The 23,353-nt window shown below is 61.1% G+C and carries 19 protein-coding genes; 13 read left to right on the forward strand and 6 right to left on the reverse strand.

The genetic code is table 11. From position 1 onward, the window contains the following. Window positions 1–77: 77 nt before the first annotated feature. The 5 genes from dcuC to AB5Z05_RS09750 all read left to right on the forward strand — a co-directional run bounded on the left by dcuC (window position 78) and on the right by AB5Z05_RS09750 (window position 6,536). Window positions 78–1,430: an anaerobic C4-dicarboxylate transporter DcuC gene (gene dcuC / locus AB5Z05_RS09730; RefSeq protein WP_159163704.1), complete on the forward strand. Its 1,353-nt coding sequence runs from the start codon at window positions 78–80 to the stop codon at window positions 1,428–1,430. 91 nt (window positions 1,431–1,521) lie between these two features. Then, the gene (locus tag AB5Z05_RS09735) at window positions 1,522–3,168 is read left to right on the forward strand and encodes a bifunctional UDP-sugar hydrolase/5'-nucleotidase (RefSeq protein ID WP_368151249.1); all 1,647 of its coding nucleotides are present in this window, start codon (window positions 1,522–1,524) and stop codon (window positions 3,166–3,168) included. Window positions 3,169–3,354: 186 nt separating this feature from the next. Further along, window positions 3,355–4,998 (forward strand): hypothetical protein, encoded by a 1,644-nt coding sequence (locus AB5Z05_RS09740; protein ID WP_368151251.1) that lies wholly within the window; start codon window positions 3,355–3,357, stop codon window positions 4,996–4,998. A 144-nt stretch (window positions 4,999–5,142) separates the two neighbouring features. Continuing rightward, window positions 5,143–5,646 carry a M48 family metallopeptidase gene (locus tag AB5Z05_RS09745; protein ID WP_201992114.1) on the forward strand — a complete coding sequence of 168 codons (504 nt, stop codon included), beginning with the start codon at window positions 5,143–5,145 and terminating at the stop codon, window positions 5,644–5,646. Between the two features lie 26 nt (window positions 5,647–5,672). Continuing rightward, the gene (locus AB5Z05_RS09750) at window positions 5,673–6,536 is read left to right on the forward strand and encodes a DUF2927 domain-containing protein (protein ID WP_368151254.1); all 864 of its coding nucleotides are present in this window, start codon (window positions 5,673–5,675) and stop codon (window positions 6,534–6,536) included. Between the two features lie 178 nt (window positions 6,537–6,714). On the opposite strand, the gene AB5Z05_RS09755 is transcribed toward AB5Z05_RS09750, so the two are convergent. Further along, window positions 6,715–6,966 carry a DinI family protein gene (locus AB5Z05_RS09755; RefSeq protein ID WP_368151256.1) on the reverse strand — a complete coding sequence of 84 codons (252 nt, stop codon included), beginning with the start codon at window positions 6,964–6,966 and terminating at the stop codon, window positions 6,715–6,717. A 74-nt stretch (window positions 6,967–7,040) separates the two neighbouring features. After that, window positions 7,041–9,467: a DNA polymerase II gene (locus tag AB5Z05_RS09760; RefSeq protein WP_368151258.1), complete on the reverse strand. Its 2,427-nt coding sequence runs from the start codon at window positions 9,465–9,467 to the stop codon at window positions 7,041–7,043. 166 nt (window positions 9,468–9,633) lie between these two features. Here AB5Z05_RS09760 and AB5Z05_RS09765 point away from each other — a divergent pair, with 166 nt between their 5' ends. The 3 genes from AB5Z05_RS09765 to AB5Z05_RS09775 all read left to right on the forward strand — a co-directional run bounded on the left by AB5Z05_RS09765 (window position 9,634) and on the right by AB5Z05_RS09775 (window position 12,163). After that, complete coding sequence (locus AB5Z05_RS09765) at window positions 9,634–10,128, forward strand: prolyl-tRNA synthetase associated domain-containing protein (RefSeq protein ID WP_236349565.1); 495 nt, start codon at window positions 9,634–9,636, stop codon at window positions 10,126–10,128. A 263-nt stretch (window positions 10,129–10,391) separates the two neighbouring features. After that, window positions 10,392–11,630, forward strand: coding sequence for a GGDEF domain-containing protein (locus AB5Z05_RS09770; RefSeq protein WP_127007753.1), 1,239 nt, complete (start codon window positions 10,392–10,394; stop codon window positions 11,628–11,630). Beyond that, window positions 11,627–12,163 (forward strand): GNAT family N-acetyltransferase, encoded by a 537-nt coding sequence (locus AB5Z05_RS09775; protein ID WP_368151260.1) that lies wholly within the window; start codon window positions 11,627–11,629, stop codon window positions 12,161–12,163. Before AB5Z05_RS09770 ends, AB5Z05_RS09775 begins: the two co-directional genes overlap by 4 nt. 60 nt (window positions 12,164–12,223) lie before the next feature. On the opposite strand, the gene AB5Z05_RS09780 is transcribed toward AB5Z05_RS09775, so the two are convergent. From AB5Z05_RS09780 to AB5Z05_RS09795, 4 genes are all read right to left on the reverse strand, one after another. Continuing rightward, window positions 12,224–13,084 (reverse strand): PA4780 family RIO1-like protein kinase, encoded by an 861-nt coding sequence (locus tag AB5Z05_RS09780; RefSeq protein ID WP_368151262.1) that lies wholly within the window; start codon window positions 13,082–13,084, stop codon window positions 12,224–12,226. Window positions 13,085–13,279: 195 nt separating this feature from the next. Further along, the gene (locus tag AB5Z05_RS09785) at window positions 13,280–14,275 is read right to left on the reverse strand and encodes a lipid A biosynthesis acyltransferase (RefSeq protein ID WP_005360998.1); all 996 of its coding nucleotides are present in this window, start codon (window positions 14,273–14,275) and stop codon (window positions 13,280–13,282) included. 150 nt (window positions 14,276–14,425) lie between these two features. After that, complete coding sequence (gene lpxM / locus AB5Z05_RS09790; RefSeq protein WP_058056969.1) at window positions 14,426–15,415, reverse strand: lauroyl-Kdo(2)-lipid IV(A) myristoyltransferase; 990 nt, start codon at window positions 15,413–15,415, stop codon at window positions 14,426–14,428. A gap of 256 nt (window positions 15,416–15,671) precedes the next feature. Next, complete coding sequence (locus AB5Z05_RS09795) at window positions 15,672–16,664, reverse strand: TDT family transporter (RefSeq protein WP_236767226.1); 993 nt, start codon at window positions 16,662–16,664, stop codon at window positions 15,672–15,674. Between the two features lie 102 nt (window positions 16,665–16,766). Here AB5Z05_RS09795 and AB5Z05_RS09800 point away from each other — a divergent pair, with 102 nt between their 5' ends. The 5 genes from AB5Z05_RS09800 to AB5Z05_RS09820 all read left to right on the forward strand — a co-directional run bounded on the left by AB5Z05_RS09800 (window position 16,767) and on the right by AB5Z05_RS09820 (window position 23,351). After that, window positions 16,767–17,672, forward strand: coding sequence for a LysR substrate-binding domain-containing protein (locus AB5Z05_RS09800; RefSeq protein WP_167572662.1), 906 nt, complete (start codon window positions 16,767–16,769; stop codon window positions 17,670–17,672). 388 nt (window positions 17,673–18,060) lie between these two features. Beyond that, on the forward strand, window positions 18,061–18,726 hold the full coding sequence (locus AB5Z05_RS09805) for a 4Fe-4S dicluster domain-containing protein (protein WP_005360206.1): 666 nt from the start codon (window positions 18,061–18,063) through the stop codon (window positions 18,724–18,726). Further along, window positions 18,726–20,597, forward strand: coding sequence for a hydrogenase 4 subunit B (hyfB, locus tag AB5Z05_RS09810; RefSeq protein WP_368151266.1), 1,872 nt, complete (start codon window positions 18,726–18,728; stop codon window positions 20,595–20,597). Before AB5Z05_RS09805 ends, hyfB begins: the two co-directional genes overlap by 1 nt. A 1-nt stretch (window position 20,598) precedes the next feature. Further along, window positions 20,599–21,552 (forward strand): respiratory chain complex I subunit 1 family protein, encoded by a 954-nt coding sequence (locus AB5Z05_RS09815; protein ID WP_201971156.1) that lies wholly within the window; start codon window positions 20,599–20,601, stop codon window positions 21,550–21,552. A gap of 80 nt (window positions 21,553–21,632) precedes the next feature. Beyond that, window positions 21,633–23,351, forward strand: coding sequence for an NADH-quinone oxidoreductase subunit C (locus AB5Z05_RS09820; protein WP_368151268.1), 1,719 nt, complete (start codon window positions 21,633–21,635; stop codon window positions 23,349–23,351). Window positions 23,352–23,353 lie beyond the last annotated feature (2 nt).

A 23,353-nucleotide genomic window follows, 5' to 3' on the forward strand; every position in this document is an offset into this window, starting at 1 on the left:
AACATCCTGTTTCCAGTCGCCACTCTACCCCTATCGGAATAGACTCCCTCCACTCTCATCCAATCAGAAGGCAACATATGCTGGAACTCATCGTTGGCACCCTGGTCACCCTGGTGGTGGGCCGTGCCATTTTCAAAGGATACTCCGCGACCGGGGTGCTGCTGAGCGGCGGCTTGCTGCTGCTGGTCATCACCGCCATGATGGGCAAGCCGGTACTGCCGAGCAAGGTGGTCAGCACCGGTTACATTGCAACCGATATCTTCGAATACGTCCGCTTCCTGCTCAATGACCGTGGCGGTGGACTGGGGATGCTGATCATGGTGCTGTGCGGCTTCGCCGGCTACATGAGCCATATCGGCGCCAACACCATTCTGGTCAAGCTGGCCAGCAAACCGCTCGGCATCATCAAGTCCCCCTATATCCTGCTGGTGGCTGCCTATCTGGTGGCCTGCGCCATGTCGCTGGCGGTCAGCTCCGCTACCGGCCTCGGCGTGTTGTTGATGGCAACCCTGTTCCCGCTGATGGTCAACATGGGGATCTCCCGTGGCGCGGCGGCGGCCGTGTGCGCCTCGCCAGCCGCCATCATTCTGGCACCAACCTCCGGTGACGTGGTGATGGCCGCTCAGGCCGCCGACATGCCGCTGCTGGATTTTGCCTTCAAGCTGACCCTGCCCATCTCGCTGGTGGCGATCGCCTGTATGGCGGTGACCCACTTCTTCTGGCAGCGTTATCTTGACCAGAAATCCGGTGAACACAACGAACCGGTCGCCCCGGGTGACCTGGTGACTACCGCCCCCGCTTTCTACGCCATCCTGCCCTTTACCCCCATCATCGGGGTGCTGGTGTTTGACGGCAAATGGGGCCCACAGCTGGACATCGTCACCATCATCGTCATGTGCATGGTGCTGGCCAGCCTGCTGGAACTCGTGCGGATCCGCAATGGCAAGGAGCTGCTGGACGGTCTGCAGGTCTGCTGGCGCAACATGGCTGACGCCTTTGCCGGTGTGGTCATGCTGTTGGTCGGTGCCGGTGTCTTTGCCCAGGGCCTGATGACCATCGGCTTTATCGACACCCTGCTGGCTCACGCGCAGGATCTGGGCTCGGGCGGCCTGATCATGATGCTGTCACTGGTGGTGATCACCACCTTGGCCGCCTTCACCACCGGCTCGGGCAATGCCCCCTTCTACGCCTTCGTGGAGCTGATCCCCAATCTGGCCAGCAGCCTGGGCATCAACCCGGCCTATCTGGTGATCCCGATGTTGCAAGCCTCCAACCTGGGTCGGACCATTTCTCCAGTCTCCGGGGTGGTGGTCGCCTGTGCCGGGATGGGCAAGCTCTCGCCGTTCGAGGTGGTCAAGCGCACCAGTATGCCGGTCGCCGTCGGCCTGCTGGTGGTGATCGTCGCCACCCAGATCATGGTACCCGCCTGATCATTGACCAGCCCGGCACCCTGCCGGGCTGGTATCCTCCCCCCCCTTTGCAGTAGACTCGGTGCTCATTTTCCCCCTAAGGAGGACCGAGATGAGTATTACGGTTCAACTTGCCCATTTCAGTGATTGCCACTCCCACTTCGATGGCGCGCCCATGAGCTTCTCCCCTGTCGGTGAAGGCCAATGGCGCACCCAGTGCGGCGGTTATGCCCGGATCCTGACCCGACTGACCCAACTGCGTGCCAACGCCGCAGCAGCCAGTCAGCGTTTTCTGTTTCTGCACGGTGGCGACTCCTTTCAGGGCTCTCTCTATTTCAACCGCTTCAAAGGGCGCGCCAACGCCGACCTGCTCGCCATGCTGGCCCCCGATGCCATGGTACTTGGCAACCACGAATTCGATCTGGGCAACGGCCCACTGGTGGAGTTCTTGCGCCAGCTCGATTTTCCGGTGCTGGCCGCCAATCTGGACAACAGTCAGGAGCCTGCCGACACGCCGCTTGGGCTGTGGGATATTCCCCATCTCTACGACGCCCATCAGCCCTGGCATCGTCAGATGATCGACGGAGTTCCCTTTGCGCTGCTCGGCATCACCCTCGCCCAGATGGCCGCCATCGCCAACCCGGATCCCCACACCCGTTTCCACGCGGTCGCCGAGACCCTCACTAAAGTGTTGCGGGAGATCAAGCGCGAAGGGATCCAGCATATCGTGCTGCTGAGCCACCTCGGGCTGGATCAGGACAAGCTGCTGGCCGAGCGCTTCCCCGAGCTCAGCCTCATCATCGGTGGCCACACCCACAGCCTGCTCGGCGATCTCGCGCCGCTGGGTCTGCCAAGCGAAGGTACCTACCCCCTGATGAGCAACGGGGTGGCCATTTTGCACGCTGGCCACAGCGCCCTCTGCCTCGGTGTCTGCGAGCTCACCTTCGATGAGGCGGGCCGCGTCGTGCAAAGTGAGGGTCAGCTGGAGTGGCTCCCCTGGCAGCCCTGGCCATTTGCCTCCACCCCACCCGCCGGGCTCACCTTCTGCGAGCCGGATCAACAGCTTGAACAACATCTGGCCAAACGCTACCGGCCGGAGATTGAAACCATGAGCCAGCGCATCGTCACCCGACTGGCGGCCCCCCTACCCCATCAGCGACTGCCGGATGCCACCCTGCCCCACGGCAGCCAGCTCGCCCCGCTGGTGGCCCGCGCCATGCTGACCGCCGCCCGTGAACAGGTAGGCGAGGTGGACTTTGCCCTGCACAATGCTGGCGGCGTGCGCTGCTCGCTGGAGCCGGGCCCCCTGAGCGAAGCGGATATCGCCGGTCGCCTGCTGCCGTTTGCCATTCCCCTCACCCTCTATCGAGTGCACGGTCATGAGTTGGCGGAAGCGCTGGAAAATGCCATCGACAACGCCACCAACAACGGCGTGGTCGGCAATGGCAATGGCAGCTTCCCCTACACCGCGGGGGTGCGATTCACCTATCAGGCCGATCGGCCCAAGGGCCAGCGCATCACCCGACTGGAGTGGGAAGCCGCCCCCGGCCAGTGGCAAGCGGTCAATGCCGAACAGGTCTATCGCGGGGTGTCGAGCGCCTATACCGCCTCCGGCAAGGAGGGTTACACCGCACTGGCGCGCACCCTGACCCAGCACAATCAGGAGCTCGGTATCACCCTGGCCGACGCTTTTATCCGCTGGGCCCGTCACCTGCCGACACTGGAGGCGCAGCCCCCCCTGCTTGAGTACTTCTGTTGATATCGGGGGGATGCCTTTGCCACATCCCCTGACGGCCAAAATTGCCGCAGCCAGCGCCCGGTTCCCTGCAAGAACCGGGCTTTTTCGAGAATATTTGCCCCACACAAGCCTGCCCCATTGCATCGCACTCACTAGCTCGGCAAGATAGGCCCGCTTTCAAGACCAGCTGCAGGAACAGGCGACTTCATGAATCACTCCATCCGTTTCACTACCCCTCGCGTCAACCCGGGTATCAAGCCAGCCATCGTGCTGCTAACCGCCTTGCTGGCGCTGCTCTTCTGTCTGCGCAACCCGCTCTTCCACGCCATGGCGCCGGGGTTTGATGCCTCGCTGTTCGCGGTGATGGGCAAGATGTGGAGCGAAGGGGGCGTGCTCTATCGCGACATGATCGACATCAAGGGGCCGATGATCTTCGCCCTCGACGCGCTGGGCTATGGACTGGGTGGTTTTGTCGGGATCTGGGCGCTGGAGTGGGTGCTCTGCTGGCTCGGGCTGCTGGCCAGCTGGCAGGCCTTTGCCCAGCTCGGACTCTCGTTCAAGGCGCGCCTCGGCGCCATGCTGGCGGTGCTGGCTCTCTACGGTACCCGTTACTATTACGGCAACATGACCGAGGACTGGACCTTCCACCTCGCCCTCATCGCCCAGTGGGCCTTCATTACCCTGCTGCTGGACAAGGGATTTCGCTGGTGGCCGGCGCTGGTGGCGGCCCTCACCTTCGCCATCGTCGCCTGGATGCGCACCAACAACGGCGCCTTCTGGGGCGCCTGGTATCTGGTGCTGTTCTGCCACTGGTGTCTGCATGAGAAGTGGCGTGACGCCATTCTGCTGCTCATCTCCAGCCTGCTGGGACTGGCGCTGATTGGCGGCCCGCTTTACACCTACTTCCAGCAGCATGATCTGCTGGCGGCCTTCAAATACTACGCCTTCGACATCTTCTTCGAGGGGAGCTACGGCAACGGCTTCTCTCCCATGGTGGGCGCCGTCGGCCTGCTGCGCACCGGCCTTATCATGCTGCTGCCCGCCTTCATCATTCTGATGCTGAGCCGCCGTCAGGAGTGGTATCTGCCCGCCCTGCTGGCGACCCTGTTTGGGGTGCTGTTTACCCTGATCGCCAACTCGGTCTCCGGCCATGTGTTCGATCACTACGACGTACTCTATCTGCAACTGGCAGTGCTACCGCTGGCAGTATTACTGGATCGCAGCGAACAGCAGGCTGATGCGATCGGCCTGCTCTGCATCTCGCTGGTGGTACTCACCGCCAGCTGGCTGCTGGCCCAGCAGCTCGCCTTTGGCTGGAGCACCAAGGAGTGGTCCCTCGAGCGGGTCAACGAGGTGCTCGGCACCAGCCTGCTGTGGGCGCTGCCGGTGCTGATCCTCATCCCCCTCTGGCGCGCCTGGGATGTGCGCAGTGCCACCCCCTGGCTGGCGACGCTGGCCATGCTGCTGCTGATGATCAACAACGCCTGGGAAGGCACCCTCAAGGGTCGCCCTTTCAATCCGGCGGCGCAGGTACGGGTCGATCGCATCAAAGCCGAGACAGTCCCGAGCGACAAGATCTGGGTCGATGGCATCCAGCCGCAATATTATCTCTGGACCGATCGCCAGCCAGCGTCCGCCTATCTCTTCTTTGCCAACGTCAATCCGCCCTATGACGTACGCGAGCGGGTGCTGGCCGATATCCAGCGCCAAAATCCGAAGTTCATCATCGCCAAGCCGGATCGGGTGAGCGAGGAGCTGAAAAAGCCGAGCTCCCCTTCCCATCTCGCCTTCTATCAATACCTGACCAGCCACTACGAAGAGGTGGATCCGGGTCTCTATCGCCGACGCTGATCGTCAATACGCCCCGCAGGGCGGCCATTGTTGCAATGGCCGCCCTTTTTATTGCGCCAGATCGCCTTGCAGCGGCGGCCCGCAGTAGGCAAGCCCGCCCGAGATAACTACAATGACGCTCTTTTTGATGTAACGAGTGACACCATGGCGGAACTGACTTATCTGGGCGGCTATCCCGACCCTCTCAAGGCACAGGTACAGCAGCTGATTGCGGCAGGCAAGCTGGGGGAGATGCTGGCCAAACGCTACCCGGAAAGCCACCAGATCCAGAGCGACAAGGCGCTGCTCGCCTACACCATGGAGCTGAAGAACCGCTTCCTCAAGAGCTCGGCCCCCCTGTCAAAAGTGGTGTTCGATGGCAAGATCAACGTGATCAAGGATGCCCTCGGCCTGCACACCTATATCAGCCGGGTGCAGGGCAGCAAGCTCAAGGCCAAGAACGAGATCCGCATCGCCGCCCTGTTCAAGGAGGCGCCGCCCCCGTTCCTGAAAATGATCGTGGTGCACGAGCTGGCCCATATCAAAGAGAAGGATCACAACAAGAGCTTCTATCAGCTCTGCCAGCACATGGAGCCCGACTATCATCAACTGGAGTTTGATCTCAGGCTCTGGCTCACCTGGCGTGATATCGACAAGGCCAACCGCTAGGCTGACAACCGTTTCAGGGAGGAAACATGTCATTCGCCGCAACCCCCTTTGGTGCCACCCGCTTTATTGCCACTTTGGTAATGACCAGCTTGGGCCGCGCTGCCCGTCCCCGCCGCGCGTCACGCGAGCTGCTGGCGCTGCTGATTCTGCTCGCGGGCCACGGCGCCCGTGCCGATGAGCGCTGGCAGAGCGACAGCTATCTGGTCGAGAGCTTTATGGCCATCGCCATGGAGCGGGAGTATGGCGAAGCCAGGCAGACCCGTTTTGCCCGCTGGCAGCAGCCGATCCGGCTGCAACTTATCAACGAGTCGGGTGACAAGCCGCTGCAGGCCGACGTGGTGAAGGTACAGGCGGCCCATCTGGCCCGCATCACCGGCCACTCCATCAGCATGGTGGCCGCAAAGCCCAACCTCACCCTGATCATGACCGACTACAGCAAGATGAAGAGCTGGGCCAACCGCACCATGGGGGGGGATCCATCGGTCAAGATGGCGCTCAAGGAGGGGCTCTGCCTTGCCAATTTCGCAACCAATGCGAAACACGAGATCAGCCGTGCCACCATCATCATTCCGGTAGACTACAGCCGGGCCAAGGGGCGCTTTCTCGACTGCGTGGTGGAGGAGTTCACCCAGGTGATGGGGCTGCCCAACGATTCGGACAAGGTGTTTCCCTCCATCTTCAATGACAACAGCATCGACAGCTTTTTGACCGGGCTGGACTATGTGCTGCTCAAGATGGCCTATCACCCGGCCCTCAAAGCCGGAATGAGCAGTGACGAGATCCGCACCGCACTGCCCATTGCGCTGGCCGACCTGCGCGCCAAAGGGGAGATCCGCGAAGCCAACCGCCGGGTGCAGCAGCAGAGCCTGAAAAGCTGGGCGGGGTTGTAACGGGCCAGGCTCAACCCAAAGCTAGAAAAACCACCGCGAGCCTCTCACCACCCACAAAAAAACGCAGCCACCTGGCTGCGTTTTTCGTTGTATGGGTATCAGCAGTGCATTAGCGGGCATGCCTGTTTATCCGCCGCCCATTTATCCAACGCCCGAGTTATCCACTGACAGTGCGGGATCAGGAGGCGACGTTCTCTTCCGGCATCCAGCTCTCGGCGTTCTCCCACACCTCCTGCACCATGGCTTCAGCCAGCTCTTTCTCTTCCTTGCTGGCACGGCTGACGGTCAGGGCCATGGCACTGCCCGGCGCGACCCGCACATGGATGTCGGGGAATTTTTCGCCAAGCTGCTTGAGCAGCTCCTGACGCAGCGCCTCCATGGTCGAGGTCGGGATCTGATGTTTTCTGTCGATGATGATTTCAAGACGCATAGGAAACTTCTCCATGATTTATAACTGTATTTTTATCCAGTATTCATGGGAAGTAAAGTGCCAACTTGCACCAATCAGAAAAGATCCAGCTGCTGACCACAGATCCGGTCGAATGACTCGCCGATAAAGGGCAGGATGGCATCGGCAATGGGTCGCAACTGCTTGTCGATATAGTGTTCGTAATCGATGGCACTGCGCCGGTACTCCAGCGGCTCGGGGCCATTGAGGGTCATCAGATAGGCGATGGCGCCCCGATGCTGATAGCGCTGGGGCAGCCCGCGGCGCAGGTTCTCCTCATCGGCCAGCCGCGCCGCCCGCACATGGGGCGGCACATTCTTCTGATACTCTTCGAGCTTCTGGCGCAGCCGTTTGCGGTAGATAAGCAGATCGTCGTGACGACCGGCGCGGGTCTCATCCACCATGGTGCGCACATAGCCGCTGGGATCTTCATCGTGAAACACCAGCTCATAGAGGCGGGTCTGAAACTGCTTGGCCAGCATGGTCCAGTCGGTGCGCACCGATTCGAGCCCCTTGAACACCAGCTGTTCACTCCCCTCACTGGCCTTGCCAACCAGACCGGCATAGCGTTTCTTGCTGCCCTTCTCCAGCCCGCGGATGGTGGGCATCAGAAAGCGGCGATAGTGGGTCTCGTACTGGATCTCGAGATAACTCGGCAGGTCGAACTCGCGCCTGATCAGTGCAGCCCAGTTATCGTTGATCATTTGAGCCAGTCGCTGGCCGATCTCGTCCGCCTCATCGGGGCTGGTCTCGCGCCCCAGATGAACAAAGGTGGAGTCGGTGTCGCCATAGATCACCTCGAACCCCTTCTCTTCAATCCACTCGCGGGTCTGCTGCATGATGCTGTGGCCACGCAGGGTAATGGACGAGGCTAGGCGCGGATCATAGAAACGGCAGCCCCCCGACCCCAGCACGCCGTAGAAGGAGTTCATGATGATCTTGATGGCCTGGGAGAGCGCCTTGTTGCTGGCGGCCTTGGCTCTGTCCCTCGCCGCCCACAGGGTGGCGATGAGTTCCGGCAAGAAGTGCCGCTCGCGGGAGAACATGGCGCCGCGAAAGCCCGGAATGGCGTGCTCGGGATGCTGCAACCCTTCGATGAGCCCCATGGGGTCGATGCAAAAGGTGCGGATGATGCTGGGATAGAGGCTCTTGAAATCGAGCACCAGCACATGGCGATAGAGACCGGGTTTGGAGTCCATCACATAGCCACCGGGGCTCGCCAGCCCCCCGTCGGCCGGCAGATTGGGCGCCACGTAGCCGCCACGATGCAGCCGCGGCAGATAGAGGTTGGTAAAGGCCGCCACCGAGCCCCCCACCCTGTCCAGCTCAAGACCGGTGAGGGAGGCGCGCTCGATGGCAAAGGGGATAAGGTGGCAGTAATCGAAGATCTCCCACACCAGCTTGCAATCTTCCAGGTTGTAGCGGGCCAGCGCCTCCTTGTCGGAGTGGAACAGCTCGGTGATCTTCTCCCCCCGATTGGCCACATCCTCGATATCTTTACCACGGCCAAGCAGTTCGCTCGCCACCGCATCCAGGCTGTAGCTGGCAAACTGCCAGGTGGCGCTTTTCAGGGTATCGATGCCATCGAGCACCATGCGCCCGGGGATAATGACGTTGCCGGTTTGGGGATCGCCCCGTGACGAGCGCCAGAAGCAGAGCTCACGACCCCGCCCGAGCCGCAGCCGCCGCTTGTTAAGCTCGGCGCGGCGTAGCAGCAGGCGAAAGTCAAAGTTGACCACGTTCCAGCCAATCACCAAGTCGGGGTCATGCAGGCTGAACCAGCTCTCCAGCGCACCAAGCAGGGCGCTCTCGTCCTCTACCCACTGGACTTGGGTGCCCCAACTCTCGGCATCCGCTTCCGGGGTGCCGATCATGATGACCCGCGCATCCTGCTCGCTGTAAAGACCGACCGAGAAGAGGGCCCCGTCCATGGCGCACTCCACATCCAGCGACACCCAGGAGAGGGTTGGCGTCACCGCCTGCGGCGCGCAGCGCGCCTCGTTCACCTCCCAGTAGCCCTGCTTGCCCCCCATTTTTACCACCCGGCCATCGAAGCGCACGCCTGCGGTGATGAAACGCTCCATCAGGAAGCGCTCCGGCAGCCGGATATCCGCCTCGAAGTGCTCCAGCCCGCGAATAAGCAGCAGCTCGATGGCGCGGTGAAAGGCACTCAGGGTAGCAAAATAACAGCCCACCACAGGGCGACCGTCGAAGGTGTGCATCGGCAGGCGGCGAAACCGCCCGCTCACCCCGGCCCCCTTGAACAGCTCGGCGGCTTCTGCCATATGGCTCTGTGGCAAAAAGAACACCGGCTCCTGCCCCGGCACCACCACCCGCACCGGCCCCTGCGCGCTCCAGAGCCACATCACGATTTCGGTGGTTGCAGGCAGCCCGTTGCGACCGCGCACGTCCCGACCGTGGCGGGTCAGGATAAAACCGTCGAGGGGCGGAGTGGCGGGTACGGTGGGCTGGGTTGCAGTCATGAAGCGTAAAGGGGCTGTCCGAGAATGGGACTATTGTACGTTCATACAGTGCCTACTCGCAATCGTCACGCTGGCTGCAAGGCGGGAGTCAAACTGGTAAGCTCGATCTGGTCGTTATTCCCGCTCATCCCGTTCAGACCACTCTTCGCCGACAAAAGGAGTCTTTGTGGCAATCTATTCCCTGCTGGATCAGCTGGCTATCCCCTACCAGCGTGTCGATCATCCCCCCGTATTTACCTGTGAGGAGGCGAGCAAGCTGCTGCCCGACCTGCCCGCCGCCAAGACCAAGAACCTCTTTTTACGCGACCCGAAAAGCGAGCGGCTGTTTCTGGTGGTAAGTCCGGAGGAGCACCGGGTCGATCTCAAGGCGCTGGCGGTCATGCTCGGGGTCAAACGGCTGAGCTTTGGCTCCCCGGAGCGGCTCGATGCGGTGCTCGGCCTCACCCCGGGATCGGTGACCCTGCTCGCCATGGTGCGCGACAGGGAAAAAGCGGTAGAGCTGGTGGTGGACGAGGCCATCTGGCAGGCCGAACAGGTGCAGTGCCATCCGCTGGTCAACACCGCTACTCTGATCATCCGCCTCGACGACGTGCGCCGTCTGCTGACCCATCTGGGCCGGGAGGCCATCGTCATGCGCTTGCCTGCTGCAACCTGCGATTAGCACAACGTCTGGCGGTTGGGTTCAACCTGCCACCAACACAACCACCGTTCACGCAGCACAATTGACTGACAAGACAATAAAATGGCTCCTTGTGCGCTGATAAATCGAGTCAGCAGTTGCCATCGTGCAAGAAGTCGGAGGTGAGCACATTCGGCTATTTAACCAATTGATAATAGGCTGGATTCATGTTGTGATCGGCCACTGCCAGCGGGCGATACCCCATCGCCTGTTCGTTCACAGGTGACTTCCCAGAGAGCCCCTTGATGCCAAGTCTGTTTTCCTCGGCCCAGTTGTTGAGTCTGGTGCTGTTCGTCACGCTGTCACATGTGGGGGTCGCCACCATTTTCGCCGCCATGTGGCACACCCATCGCCAGATCAGGGCATTGATCTACTGGTCAGCGGGGGAACTGGTTATCGCAGGGGCTTTTTGCTGCCTGCTGCTGCGCCCTCTTGAGGGAAATGCATCCCTTGCCAATATTCTCTGCACCAACCTGCTGTTGATGTCGACCACCCTGCTCTATGAACGGGGTATGCGCCACTTCTTTCGCCGTGAAGCCGACCAACTGGGCTGGCTGCTGCCCGCCGTTACCCTCGGCGGTTTCGTTTTGTTTGCCCTGACTGCCCTGCAGCAGCCCCTCTTTGATGTGCATAGCCGGATCATCGTGCTCTCCGGCGTGCTCTCGCTGCAGATTGCGCTGCTTATCTGGCAGCTCTGGCGCTACCAGCGGCTGGCCCCCGTCTATCGGGTGCTGCGCTTTGCCATTCTGCTGCTCGGCCTGCAACTGCTGTTGCAACTGCTGCGGATCGCCAAACACCTCTGGCAGCCGGAGCTGGCGGCCAACTCCTTCACCGACCCGCTGCTCGGGCCTGTGATCCTGCTCAGCCTGCTCTTTACCATCGCCCGCAGTTATCTGCTGCTGAGCCTGGTCCACACCCGCCAACAGCAAGCCCTGCTGGCCACCCAGCGCAAGCTGGAGCGGCGCGCCAATCAGGACGAGCTGACCGGCCTGTTCAGCCGCCACTATTTCGAACGCCAGGTTGCCCTGCGTGCCCGCGAGATGGCTAGCCCTAGCCAGCTGCTGCTGATCGATCTGGACAACTTCAAGCAGATCAATGACCGCCACGGCCACCCGGCCGGTGATGCCATGCTGCGGGCCGTGGGTCGGGTACTCACAAATACCCTGCCTGCCGAGGGCATGGCCGGTCGGCTTGGCGGCGATGAGCTGGCCCTGCTGTTGATGGCGGACCCGCAGACCCTGCCCGACTACTGTCACAACCTGCAACAGCAGATCGCTGAGGCGACCCGGGCGCTGGCCGGTGGCCCCATCAGCCTCAGCATCGGCCTCACCTCGCTACACCCTGACGAGGGGTTTGAAGCGGCCTACCTGCGCGCGGATCGGGCCCTTTACGCCGCCAAACAGGCTGGAAGGCAACGGGCCTGCGTACAGGAGCTGCACCACAACGAGCCGCAACCGCTGCCGCCCTGCGCGCTCCTGTCATGAGCGCAGTGCTCGCTCTGCAATGCCGACCGGCCAGACTGGCAGATGCTCCGGCTTACCATCGCTATGTCACCGAATGCGCCAAAGACGGACAGCCGCTCTATCAGGTGGCACAATTTGACCCGGACGGCTGGCTACAGAGCCTGCTGGATCACGCAGAAGGGCGCAACTTGCCCAGTGGATACCTGCCGACTACCACCTATTTTGCCCTCGATGGCGAGGAGATCATCGCCACCCTGCGTCTGCGTCACGGTGACAATAAGGCAACCCACCAGTGGCTGGGTCATATCGGTTACGAAACTCGCCCCTCTCGCCGTGGCGAAGGGGCCGCGACCGTGCTGCTGCGCTGGGTACAACAACAGGTGCTGGCAGCGCCGGTGCTGATCAGCTGCGGCGAAGACAATCTGGCTTCCCGCAAGGTGATTACAGCCGCCGGTGGCGTGTTGCTGGGACGGCGCTTCCATCCGGGGGATCGCAACTGGCTGGAGATGTATCAGCTAGCCCCCAGCCCCAGCCCCAGCCCCAGCCGACCATAGCCGCAGCAGTAATAAAAAGAGCGCCCCGAAGGCGCTCTTTTTGCGAACGTGGCAAGACCGTTAGTAGCTGTCTTCCTGCTCCGCCTTCATCCGGGCCTGACGGGCATAGGCCTCCTCCTCGGCGCTCTCTATCTCCTGCAGCACCGAATCGAGATCGATGGCGGCGCGGCTCTCTTCAAAGTGACCGGTCAGCTCGCTATCGGGGGTGAGTTTGCCATCTTCAAACAGCGCCCACATCTCCAGGGCATAACGGGTCTTGAGCAGCTCGGGGGCATACATACCGTAGTAGTTGCGCATGTTGTTGACGTCCCGCTCCAGCATCGCCTTGGCCTGGTTGTTGGCGGCGGCATCCACCACCTGCGGCAGATCGATGATGACAGGGCCCTGGCTATCCACCAGCACATTGAACTCGGAGAGATCGCCGTGGATAAGACCGGCGCAGAGCATCCGCACCACATAGCGGATCACTTTGTGGTGGTCGATGACCGCCTGCTCGGGGGTGAGTGCCACATCGTTGAGGCGCGGCGCGACATTGCCATCCTCATCGGTGATAAGTTCCATCAATAGGACGCCATCGAGACAGACATAGGGCTGCGGCACCCGCACACCGACCGCCGCCAGCTTGAACAGGGCGTCGACCTCGGTGTTCTGCCACACCTCTTCATGCTGTTTGCGGCCGAACTTGGAGCCCTTCTCCATGGCGCGGGCGCTGCGGCTGTTACGCACCTTGCGCCCCTCCTGATAGACCACGGCCTGCTTGAAGCTGCGCTTGGACGCCTCTTTATAGACTTTGGCGCAGCGGATCTCGTCGCCGCAGCGCACCACATAGACGTCGGCCTCTTTGCCGCTCATCAACCGGCTGACGACCTCATCGACCAGGCCGTCATCAACCAGAGGTTGGATTCGATTTGGAATTTTCATGGCCGCCCTTTTACCCTATTTCCGCTCTCGAAGATAGCTCCGCGCACGCTCACCTGCCTCTCCCTTTCATAAGACACCCTGTTATCCCCTGTTTGCGCTGTTTTTGTCCACCCGTTCGCCTTAAAAACCACCAGCAGCAGACCAAATACGAAAGGCGCCTGTGCCAACAAAAATGGCCCGCAAGCGGGCCAATTTTCAAGGTTCGGGCGGCAAGCCCTGACGAATGCGCTGGATCCCCGCTTCATAGAGGCCGTCATCCCCCTCCTGATGTTCCAGGGTTTCGAAGATCTTGAGAAACCACATGTACTGCTCGGGATGGCGCGCCACCTGCATCTCTACCACACGGTTCATGGCATTGACGTCTGCCAGCAGATCGGCGGTGGGATAAGGGTCAAACGGCGGCTCGATCTCCAGCAGATAGCGCCCCTCATCCTCGTCATAGCTGGCGAAGATGGGCACCGCTCTGGCACCGGTCAGCTTCACCAGCTTGGGCAAGGCTGGCAGGGTTGCCTTGGGGCGGCCAAAGAAGGGTACAAACACGCTCGCCTCGCGGCCGTGATCCTGATCCGGCAGGTAAAAAAAACTGGCACCGGCGCGGATCGACTTGATCGCCGGTTTGATGCCGGCGCTGCGCTCGTACACCTTGCCTCCTTTGGCCCGCTCGCGGTTGATGTACCAGTCAAACACCTGATCTTTCGGGCTCTTCATCATGGTGCACATCTCAATGCCCATCATGGAGAAGTAGCGGCCAATCATGTCGACCGCCCAGGTATGAGGCACCACCAGGATCACCGGGCGGCCCGCAGCCTGCTCCGCTTGCACATGCTCCCAGCCGGTGACCTTGATGCGGCGGGTCAGCCGCGCCTTGCTGCGCCAGCTGAGCTCGCCAAAGCCCATAAAGGTCTTGAGCCCGACCCGGATCGATTTGAGCAGCAGCGCCTGCCGTGCAGCGGCATCCAGCTCGGGAAAGCAGATCTTGAGGTTGGTATCGGCGATATAGGCCTGCTTTTTCGAAAAACGCAGCAGGGTCGGCGAAACCAGATCGGCAAAGCGATCCCTCAATCTCGCGGGGGTAAATGCCAGCAGGGAGAGCAGGCCCAGCGCGCACCAGCTGCCCCACCATTTGGGATGCAGTAGGCGGCTATGAAATGAGGTATCAAATACCGGATCTAACGCAGACATGGCGACCATCAAGTCATCAAAAACAAACGGTTATTGTAGTTATCCTGACATTTTTTTCTACCCTGGGGAGGCTGGCCATCAGCCTGCAAGGCACTGATCAGACTAGTTATCATAAAAAATGGCCCACATGGGGCCATTTCAATCAATCCAAATTCTGGGTCAGCCGTGGGGCGACAATCCCTTGCGGATCCGGCGTATCCCCTCTTCGTAGAGGCCATCCAGCCCCTCCTGATCTTCACGGGTATCGAAGATCTTGAGGAACCACATGTATTGACCCGGATGGCGCATCAGCTGCTGTTGCACCATGTCGTTCATGCGACAGGTATCGGCCATCACATCCTCGGTGGGATAGTTGTCGAACGGTGCCTCAATCTCCAGCCGGTAGCAGTGGTTCTCTTCGTCATAGCAGGCGAGCAGCGGCACCGCCTTGGCGCCACTGACCTGCACCAGACGGGGCAAGGCAGGCAGGGTCGCTTTGGGATAGCCAAAGAAGGGGGCGAAGATGCTCTTCTCGCGGCCATGATCCTGATCCGGCAGATAGAAGAAGCTGCGACCGCTCTTGATGGTCCTGATCACCGCCTTGATCCCGGCGCTGCGCTCATAGACGCGGCAACCGTTCTTGGCTCGTGCACGGTTGAGGTGCCAGTCAAACACCGGATTGCGCGCCCGCTTCATCATGGTGCACATGGGCACCCCGCGCTGGGTGAAGCAGTAACCGGCGGCATCCACCGGCCAGGTATGGGGTACTACCAGGATCACCGGACGGCCGGCCGCCCGCTCCGCCTCAATATGCTCCCAACCGATCACCTGCATCCGGCTCATCAGATAACGCTGACTGCGCATGGTGAACTCGCCAAATCCCAACAGACTCTTGAGGCCGACCCGGATCGAGGTCAGTGCAATGGCATCCCGCTCTTCCGGGCTCTTGTCCGGGAAACATATCTCCAGATTGGTTCTGGCGATATATATCTGTTTTTTCGAGATACGAAACACCAGCGGTGCCAAGGCTTCGGCCAAACGGTCGCGCAATCGCACCGGCACAAAGGCGAGCAACATCAGCACGCCGAGCGCCAGCCAGCTGAACCAGTAGCGGGGATGCAGAAAACGGGCTTCAAAAGAGGAGTCAAATACGGGATCTTGGGACGACATGTATCGGGGTCGAGCAAAAAAAGTGGTGCTGCATTGTAGTCGTCCTGACAGGTAATACCAGTTAAATCCATGGCAAATAGCCCGCCACGGGCGCCACATCAAAAAACCATAAAAAAATGCCCCGCACTGCGGGGCATTTTGCTCGTTACACAACCAGGGTGGAGGCTCTTTGTCCATCCATCGTATGACTGGTCGTTTATCCCGTCGCTCTCGGAGCGCACTGCTTATCCATTTCCCGATGTCACATCATCAAGATTTATCGGTGAGCACCCTGGCGGGCCATGCCGTTATTCATTTCGGTATTACGCTGCGGCAGAAAAAACATCAGGTAACGCAGTGCCACATACCCGACGATCACGGTAGCCACCCCCAGCTCGAAGTGGGCCAGCAGTCTGATCTGCTCGACGTAGTGACTCCCTTGCACAAACCCTTCAACCAGATGAGCCACTTTGAACAGAGCGGTGGCACCGATCACCAGCGGGAAGGTGAAGGCGGCATAACCCGGCGAGAAGGGCAGACGCAGCAGTTTGATGAAGGCCAGATAGATGATACCGGTCATCAGGATGGCAATCCCCAACAGCACGGCCACCAGCAGCAGTGACGGCTCCTGGCTGACGGTCAGGTAACCGGCCAGAGAGAGGCTGGCAGGAGCCGCCAGAATGGCGATGGTCGGTTTGGCGGCATCCGGCACTTCATGGCTGAAGATCAGGCGATAGAGCATCAGCGGCAGCATCAGGCCGTAGCAGATGATCCCGAACCAGAGCAGACCGTTGGCCAGCGGGGCAAACTGACCACCCGGGAAGGCGACGTCAGCCACAATGATCCCCACCGGTGGCACGAACCAGCTCGGCACCATGTGGTGAATTTCAAACTCTTTGGCGCGATGCCAGATAAAAGTGGCCAGGAACAGCAGGTGAACAGCCACGGCAAACAGCCAGAGGGCCTCGCCCGCTTGCGGCGCAATCATACCGAGCGCTTTGGAGACCACCATGGTACCCATGGCATAGGTCGGTACCACACTGCCGACTACGGGGTGAGCGAGATCCTGCAACAGCAGGCGGGGGTGAAGCAGAAACTTGAAGGTCAGGATCACCAGCAGCACGGCCGCAATGGCAGCGCCCAGCAGTTGCATCCGGCCATCGAAGTGACCGGCATTTTCCCAACACCAACCAAGGCTGGCGATGCCCAGCGCCAGACCCGCCATGGGGGTTGGGGCGGCAGCCAGTGATTTACGGGTTCTTGCGATCATGATGACACCTTTCTATTGATGACTATGGCGATAGGATAATGGCCCCTTATCGTTTACGATATCTAAATGAATTAAATCAATCATTCAGGAAAACCAAACACGATGAAACTGACCCTGCAGCAGCTGAAAGTGTTCGCCACCATTGCCCGTTATGGAAACCTTGGCCTTGCCGCCAACGAGCTCTGCCTGAGCAAGGGGGCTGTCTCCCAGTCGCTGCAGGAGCTGGAGCGCCAGCTCTCCACCCCGTTGTTTGACCGCATTCACCCCAGATTGCAGCTCAACAACGAGGGGCGCCTGCTGCAACCGGCCGCCGAAGAACTGCTGACCCGGATGCAGGATATCGAGAACCTGTTCAGCCCCGATGCCGAGCCGAGCGGCCAGCTGCGCCTTGGTGCCAGCCAGACCATCGGCAACTACCTGCTCCCCACCCTGCTCGCCAGCAGCAAACAGGAGCTGGGGCTCCCTCCCAAGGTGACCATCAACAACACTCACCTGCTCTGTCATGCGCTGGCCAACTTCGAGCTGGATATGGCACTGATCGAGGGGGAGAACCACCACCCCGACCTGCTCGCCGAACCCTGGCTGCAGGACGAGATGCTGGTGGTAGCCCCACCCGGTCACCCGCTTGCCAGCAAGAAGGAGCTCTCCCTCTCCCGACTGGGGGGCGAAACCTGGGTATTGCGTGAAGCGCAATCGGGCAGCCGCGAGCAATTTATCCAGCAGATCCAGCCAGAGCTGCCCCGCTGGCAACCAGGGCTTGAACTCAACACCCTGGAGGCGGTGATGCTGGCGGTGGAGAAGGGGCTTGGCATCTCCTTTATCTCCCGGCTGGCAGCCTCGGATCGCCTGGCTGATGGGCGGCTGATCGCCCTGCCCCTCTCCCGCCGCTTCCCGCGCCAGCTCTCCCTTATCTGGCACAAGCAGAAGTACCACTCCACCTCCCTGCGCCACTTTATCCACTTCTGCCGGGCTCAGGTGAATGATGCCGAGGTGATCAGCCCGGACTAGCCCCCGGTCATATCATCGCTAGCAAACCAGAGCGCCTATGGCGGAAAAGCAAAATGCAGGGATGGAACCGTTGCTCCATCCCTTTGATCACTACACTGTGCAACCTACTACCTACCGCAGACGAGTCACCCTTTCTCCCCGTATCACGACCCCGCATTCAGCCGTGTCGACGCCGTTGTTCGGGGGTGACGAACCCTCCCGATGGCTTCGTCACAAGTGATGAACGTCACAGTTCGACTGCCATATCAGCGCGTTCACTCAACCACACCAAGATTTTTATTCATTTAAAAACAGCCAGTTAAAGCCAATTCCTCTGCAAAAATCATTCTGGCCCGTATCTTGCTAACCTGCCCCTACTTTCTCCGTTCGCGACACGACAAGGTAGGCTATGAACCGCTTCGTTATCGCTGACCCCAAGCTTTGTATCGGCTGTGGCACCTGTATGGCGGCCTGCAGCGAGGTACACAAGGCGCAAGGTTTGCAGCAAGCCCCCCGTTTAACCGTTATGCGACACGAGCAGGCGACCATGCCGGTTCAGTGCCGTCACTGTGACGATGCCCCCTGCATCAAGGTGTGCCCGGTCGAGGCAATTCGCCAGACCGGTGATTGCGTGCAACTCAACGAGTCGCTCTGCATCGGCTGCAATCTCTGCGCCGTGGCCTGCCCCTTTGGCGCCATCCAGAGCGGCGGCAGCCGTCCGGTGGCCGTGGCCACCAGTTACGACACCTATATCCCCTGCTCCATCCGCTCCAGCAACCCCTCCACCTCCGCCGGCCTGCGCTGCTTTGGCGAGGATCTGCTGAGCTGGGAGCCGGGAGTGCGCAGCATCGCCGTCAAGTGCGACCTGTGCGAGTTTCGCACCGATGGCCCGGCCTGTGTCGGAGCCTGCCCCTCCCAGGCACTGAAGCTGGTTAATGACGGCGACACCGAACGCGCCGCCCGTATCCGTCGCCAGCAAGCGGCCGACACCAACCCGCAAGGGGCCTCTGCCTTCTCGGCGCCTGCCACGGCGATCCCTGCATCCGATTTATCTACCACAGAGGGAGTTCGCTGATGTTGTCCCCCCTTGTAATGGCTACGCTCCTGCTCTTTTTGCTGGGCGCTGCCGCCGGTTTGCTGCTGCAAAAGCTGCCCGCACTGGCCAACCGTCTCAATAGCGGTTTTGCCCTGCTGGGGTCACTCGCGGGTCTGGTCGCCGCCATCCAGATCTTTGCCAAAGGCGCACCCGTCGACGGCCAGCTCTGGCTGCTGGGCTCGGTGCACCTCGACATGCTGGCCGCGCTGATGCTGCTGGTGATTAGCACCGTCGGTGTCGCCGTCGCCCTCTACTCCTTTGCCTATATCCGCGAATATCAGGGCAAGGGGGATGTGGCCATCGGCGCGCTGATGAACCTCTTCCTCTTTGCCATGGTGGGCATGGTACTGGCCGACAATGCGCTCGGTTTCTTGCTCTGCTACGAGCTGGTGACCCTCACCACCTACTGGCTGGTCAAGACCAACCCCGAGGCCGCCAAACAGAGCCGGCTTTACTTGGTGATGAACCATATCGGCATGGCGCTGGTGCTGATCGCCTTCTGGCTGCTCTGCCGCGAATCTGGCTCGCTGGAGTTCGCCGCGCTGCGCGAGCACCATCTGGCGGGCGCATTGGCCTCTCTGGTGTTCCTGCTCAGCTTCTGCGGTTTTGGCCTGCGCGCCGGTTTCGTGCCGCTGCACGGCTGGCTGCCGGTGGCCGAGCCCGTTGCGCCGTCCCATATCTCGGCGCTGATGTCCGGTGTGATGGTGAAGCTGGGTCTCTTTGGCATCTTGCGGGTCAGCATCGATTTTCTCGGCGCCAGCCAGCTCTGGTGGGGCTATGTGGTACTGATCTTCGGCGCCTGCTCGGCAGTGCTCGGGGTGCTGTTTGCGCTGGCCGAGCATGACCTCAAACGGCTGCTCGCCTACCACACGGTGGAGAACATCGGCATCATCCTGATGGGAATGGGCATCGGCATGATCGGCATCGCCAACCAGCAACCGGCGCTGGTGGTGCTGGGGCTGCTCGGCGCGCTTTATCACCTGCTCAACCACGCCATCTTCAAGAGCCTGCTCTTTATGGGCACCGGCTCTGTGATGTTCCGTCTGCACACCCGTGATATGGACAAGATGGGGGGCCTGGCCAAGCTGATGCCCTGGACTGCGCTAGCGTTCCTCATCGGTGCCATGGCCATCTCGGCGCTGCCGCCGCTCAACGGCTTTGTCAGCGAGTGGTTTATCTACCAATCCCTGCTCTCCATGACCAAACTCGGCACCTCTGTCGTTGCGCCGCTCGCGGTAGTGATGCTGGCGGTGACCGGCGCCATGGCGGTGATGTGTTTCGTCAAGGTGTATGGCATCTGCTTCTGCGGCGCACCGCGCAGCGAGAAAGCGAGCCACGCCCGCGAAGTGCCGGGCGCCATGGTGGCAGGCACCCTGCTGCTGGCCGCCGTCTGTCTGGTGCTGGGTCTGGGCGCCCCCTGGATTGCCCCCCATATCGCCAGCTATGGTCAGGCACTCGTTGCCAGCCAGATAAGTGTCGCCACCGGCGCCACCCTGCTGCCACTCGATAGCAGCCAGGCGATCCTCTCCCCGCCCGTTATCGCCATCACCTTGCTGGGGCTGTTCCTCATTCCGCTGCTGGTACTGGCCATCTTCAAGGGGCCCAAGCTGGGTCGTCGTCACGCCGGCACCCCGTGGGCTTGTGGTTACGCCTACGAGGAACGCATGAGCCTCACTTCGGGCGGTGTCACCCATACCTTGCGCCAACTCTGTGCGCCGCTCTATCGCAAGCAGCCGCAGCTCGATCTGGCCAGCGCCCTGCACGGGGTGAGCGATACCAGCGGAACGACCGGCTGGCTACTGCACGGCCTTGTGCTGGCGCTCTTTATCCTGATGGCTGTAGGAGTCTGATATGCCTGTTCTTGAAATGCCGAGCTGGGGCATGGTTGCCCTCGCCCTGACCCAGGCCATCGCCATGCTGGCGCTGGCGCCGCTCGCCACCGGTTTCAACCGGGTGCTGCGAGCCAAGATGCACTCCCGTCAGGGGCCGGGCCTGCTGCAGGATTACCGGGATATCGCCAAGCTACTGCGCCGTCAGGAGGTAACCCCCGAGCCTGCCGGCATCATCTTCAACCTGATGCCTGCGCTGCTCATTGCCGCCCTCTTGCTGGTAGGGATGGCGCTGCCGACCCTGACTCATGAGTCCCCCTTCCCCATCGCCGGGGATCTCATCACCGACATCTATCTGTTCGCCATCTTCCGCTTCTTCTTCTCCCTCTCGGGGCTCGACAGCGGCAGCATGTTTGCAGGGATCGGCGCCCGCCGCGAACTGACCCTCGGCATTCTGGTGGAGCCCATTCTGGTGCTCGCCTGCTTCATCATGGCGATGATGGTGGGCAGCTCGGATCTGGGCAACATCAGCAGCTATGTGGCGACCCAGCCACTGGCCGCGCCCATCGCCACCCTGCTGGCCGGCGCCGCCTGCGCCTTCGCGGTGTTTGTCGAGATGGGCAAGCTGCCCTTTGATTGCGCCGAAGCCGAGCAGGAGCTGCAGGAGGGGCCGCTTACCGAGTACTCCGGTGCGGGCCTGGCCCTGCTCAAGCTCTCCATCGGCCTCAAGCAACTGGTGGTGGTGCAGCTCTTTCTGGTCATTTTCCTCCCCTTCGGCAAGGCGGCCAACTGGAGTCTGCCTGCGCTCATCGGCGCGGCGCTGATCCTCACCTGCAAGCTGCTGGTGGCCTTTTTGCTGGCCGGCATCATCGAAAACGCCATGGCCCGTACCCAGTTCGTGCGCACCCACAAGCTCACCCGCTACGGGTTGGGGCTGGCCCTGCTGGCGCTGCTCGCCTATCTGGTCGGGATATAAGCCATGCCCACCATCACAGCCATTTTTTTCGATTTCATCATTTGTGAATGCTCATTCCCGAACATTAAAGTGAGAACTGCATGACCATCGCCATTTCGGATCGCATCGGCTGCGACTACATCCAGCAGGTGCGAGCACAACTGCCCCACGCCATCGTCGACGAGGAGTGGCAAACCGCCGATCAGGCAACCATTACCGTCAAACCCACCAGTCTGGTCGAGACGGCCAGCCTGATCTTCCATCAGCTGGGGGGCTGGCTTCCGCTCTCCTTTGCCAATGACGAGCGCAGCCTCAACAGCCACTTCGCCGTCTACCACGTCTTCTCCATGGAAGGTGACACCAAGTGCTGGATCACCGTCAAGGTACTGGTGGATGCCGATACCCAGGAGTACCCCTCCATCACCCCGACCATTCCGGCGGCGGTGTGGGGCGAGCGGGAGATCCGCGACATGTACGGCCTGCGCGCCATCGGCCTGCCGGACGAACGCCGTCTGGTACTGCCGGACGACTGGCCGGAGGATATCCATCCCCTGCGCAAGGACGCCATGGATTATCGCCAGCGCCCGATGCCCACCACTGACACCGAGACCTACCCCTTCGTCAACGAGCTGGGCAGTGATGCCAACCGTATCGTGCCGGTCGGCCCGCTGCACATCACCTCGGATGAACCGGGCCACTTTCGTCTGTTCGTCGATGGCGAAGACATCATCGATGCCGACTACCGCCTCTTCTATGTCCATCGCGGCATGGAGAAGCTGGCGGAAACCCGCATGGGCTACAACGAAGTGGCGTTTCTGACCGACCGGGTCTGCGGCATCTGCGGCTTTACCCACAGCGTCGCCTATACCACCTCGGTAGAGAACGCCATGGGTATTCCGGTGCCGGAGCGGGCCAAGATGATCCGCGCCGTGCTGCTGGAGGTGGAGCGTCTGCACAGCCATATCCTCAACATCGGCCTGTCGAGCCACTTCACCGGTTTCGACACCGGCTTTATGCAGTTCTTCCGGGTGCGGGAGAAATCCATGACCCTGGCCGAGCTGCTGACCGGCGCCCGCAAGACCTACGGCCTCAACCTGATTGGCGGGGTACGCCGCGATATCTTCAAGGAAGATCGCATCAAGGGTGCCCAGCTGGTGCGCGAGCTCCGTGATGAGCTCAAACCCCTGGTGGCCATGCTGCTGGATACCGCCAACATCTCCTCCCGCCTCATCGGTATCGGCAAGCTCGACCCGCAAATTGCCCGTGATTTCAGCTGCGTCGGCCCCATGGTGCGGGCGAGCGGCTTCAAGCGTGACGTGCGCCGGGTTCACGACTTTGCCGGTTACCGCGAGCTGCCGATGGAGATCCAGACCAAGGCGGGTTGCGATGTGCAATCCCGGGTACTGGTGCGGATCCACGAGCTCTACGACTCCCTCGACATGATTGAGTTTGGTCTTGAGCACCTGCCGGAGGGGCCACTGCTCACCGAAGGGTTCACCTACCAGCCGGGCAAGTTTGCGCTGGGCTTTACCGAAGCGCCCCGCGGCGAGAACGTCCACTGGAGCATGACCGGGGATAACCAGAAGCTTTTCCGCTGGCGCTGCCGCGCCGCCACCTACGCCAACTGGCCTGCTCTGCGCTACATGCTGCGCGGCAATACCGTGGCGGATGCGCCGCTCATCATCGGCAGTCTGGATCCCTGCTACTCCTGTACCGACCGGGTCACCCTGGTCGACCCCAAGAAGGGCAAATCCACCGTGGTCTCCTACAAGGAGATCGAGCGCTACGGCATCGATCGCAAAAACTCTCCGCTGAAATAAGG

The organism is Aeromonas sp. R2-4 (genome assembly GCF_040908365.1).
Lineage (GTDB): Bacteria > Pseudomonadota > Gammaproteobacteria > Enterobacterales > Aeromonadaceae > Aeromonas > Aeromonas veronii.

What these genes read in the sequence shown, in the direction of transcription:
- AB5Z05_RS09815 (WP_201971156.1), top strand. Translation starts at nt 20,599, where the DNA reads ATGCCTGTTCTTGAAATGCCGAGCTGGGGCATGGTTGCCCTCGCCCTG.
- lpxM (WP_058056969.1), bottom strand. Translation starts at nt 15,415, where the DNA reads ATGTCGTCCCAAGATCCCGTATTTGACTCCTCTTTTGAAGCCCGTTTT.
- AB5Z05_RS09755 (WP_368151256.1), bottom strand. Translation starts at nt 6,966, where the DNA reads ATGCGTCTTGAAATCATCATCGACAGAAAACATCAGATCCCGACCTCG.
- AB5Z05_RS09785 (WP_005360998.1), bottom strand. Translation starts at nt 14,275, where the DNA reads ATGGTCGCCATGTCTGCGTTAGATCCGGTATTTGATACCTCATTTCAT.
- AB5Z05_RS09745 (WP_201992114.1), top strand. Translation starts at nt 5,143, where the DNA reads ATGGCGGAACTGACTTATCTGGGCGGCTATCCCGACCCTCTCAAGGCA.
- AB5Z05_RS09770 (WP_127007753.1), top strand. Translation starts at nt 10,392, where the DNA reads ATGCCAAGTCTGTTTTCCTCGGCCCAGTTGTTGAGTCTGGTGCTGTTC.
- AB5Z05_RS09795 (WP_236767226.1), bottom strand. Translation starts at nt 16,664, where the DNA reads ATGATCGCAAGAACCCGTAAATCACTGGCTGCCGCCCCAACCCCCATG.
- AB5Z05_RS09775 (WP_368151260.1), top strand. Translation starts at nt 11,627, where the DNA reads ATGAGCGCAGTGCTCGCTCTGCAATGCCGACCGGCCAGACTGGCAGAT.
- AB5Z05_RS09805 (WP_005360206.1), top strand. Translation starts at nt 18,061, where the DNA reads ATGAACCGCTTCGTTATCGCTGACCCCAAGCTTTGTATCGGCTGTGGC.
- AB5Z05_RS09760 (WP_368151258.1), bottom strand. Translation starts at nt 9,467, where the DNA reads ATGACTGCAACCCAGCCCACCGTACCCGCCACTCCGCCCCTCGACGGT.
- AB5Z05_RS09735 (WP_368151249.1), top strand. Translation starts at nt 1,522, where the DNA reads ATGAGTATTACGGTTCAACTTGCCCATTTCAGTGATTGCCACTCCCAC.
- dcuC (WP_159163704.1), top strand. Translation starts at nt 78, where the DNA reads ATGCTGGAACTCATCGTTGGCACCCTGGTCACCCTGGTGGTGGGCCGT.
- hyfB (WP_368151266.1), top strand. Translation starts at nt 18,726, where the DNA reads ATGTTGTCCCCCCTTGTAATGGCTACGCTCCTGCTCTTTTTGCTGGGC.
- AB5Z05_RS09800 (WP_167572662.1), top strand. Translation starts at nt 16,767, where the DNA reads ATGAAACTGACCCTGCAGCAGCTGAAAGTGTTCGCCACCATTGCCCGT.
- AB5Z05_RS09820 (WP_368151268.1), top strand. Translation starts at nt 21,633, where the DNA reads ATGACCATCGCCATTTCGGATCGCATCGGCTGCGACTACATCCAGCAG.
- AB5Z05_RS09750 (WP_368151254.1), top strand. Translation starts at nt 5,673, where the DNA reads ATGTCATTCGCCGCAACCCCCTTTGGTGCCACCCGCTTTATTGCCACT.
- AB5Z05_RS09740 (WP_368151251.1), top strand. Translation starts at nt 3,355, where the DNA reads ATGAATCACTCCATCCGTTTCACTACCCCTCGCGTCAACCCGGGTATC.
- AB5Z05_RS09780 (WP_368151262.1), bottom strand. Translation starts at nt 13,084, where the DNA reads ATGAAAATTCCAAATCGAATCCAACCTCTGGTTGATGACGGCCTGGTC.